This is a genomic window from Vibrio sp. Y176 (genome assembly GCF_033438945.1).
This window is the reverse complement of sequence record NZ_JAWOQS010000168.1, coordinates 1-956: the sequence shown is the minus strand read 5'-3', so window position 1 is coordinate 956 and position 956 is coordinate 1. Positions and strand designations below refer to the sequence as shown.

1 protein-coding gene is annotated in these 956 nt (G+C 48.0%); it reads right to left on the bottom strand.

What is annotated here, in order from left to right; translation table 11 throughout:
* Positions 1–956 (bottom strand): potassium transporter TrkG (locus R7O13_RS24885; protein WP_318304943.1); only part of this gene is annotated, 956 nt, incomplete at both ends.

Genomic DNA, 956 nt, shown 5'->3' with positions numbered 1-956 from the left:
TAGAATAAGTAAGGTAAATATTTCCAGGCGACCAAATAGCATGGAGACGATCAGCACCCATTTCGCTTTGTCGTTTACATCACCAAAGTGAAGTGCGACTTCGCCCAATCCAGGACCAAGGTTGTTTAGTGTCGCTGCTACGGCAGAGAATGCACTTAACTCATCCATGCCTGTTGCAATCAAACCCAACATACATACCACAAACACTAACGCGTATGCTGAGAAGAATCCCCATACAGCATCGACCACACGTTGCGGTAGTGCACTACCTCCGACTTTGATGGTGTACACCGCTCTTGGGTGAACCAGACGTTTAAGCTCACGCGCACCTTGTAAGGTAAGAAGCAGAATGCGGATCACTTTCATACCACCACCGGTCGAACCTGCGCATCCTCCTATAAAAGAGGAGAACAGTAACAGTACTGGCAAGAACAATGGCCAATCTGCAAAACCGGTTGTGGTGAAACCTGCGGTTGTCGAGATTGAGACAGTTTGGAACAACGCTTGGTCAAACGCATCATAAGGTGATGTGTAAGAGTGGTGCTTCAATAGTAGTAAGAAGCAGACCAAAAACAGCAACACCTGAATAAAGATGAATGCGCGGAACTCTGGGTCTTTCCAATAATACTTAGGATGAACCCCACCAGAGGCAAATGCTGCAAAGTGCAGAGTGAAGTTACAAGCAGAGATCAGCAAGAACACCACGGTAATCAGGTTAATCGCGTAACTGTCGAAGTAGCCCATGCTGGCATCGTGAGTTGAGAAGCCACCAATTGCAATGGTAGAGAAGCTGTGGCTGATGGCATCAAACGGCGTCATGCCCGCGAGCCAAAAAGCAACCGCACAAGCGATTGTCAGGCTTAAATAGATGTACCACAGCGCTTTTGCTGTCTCGGCTATGCGCGGGGTCATTTTGGTATCTTTCACTGGACCCGGAATTTCTGCGCGGTACAACT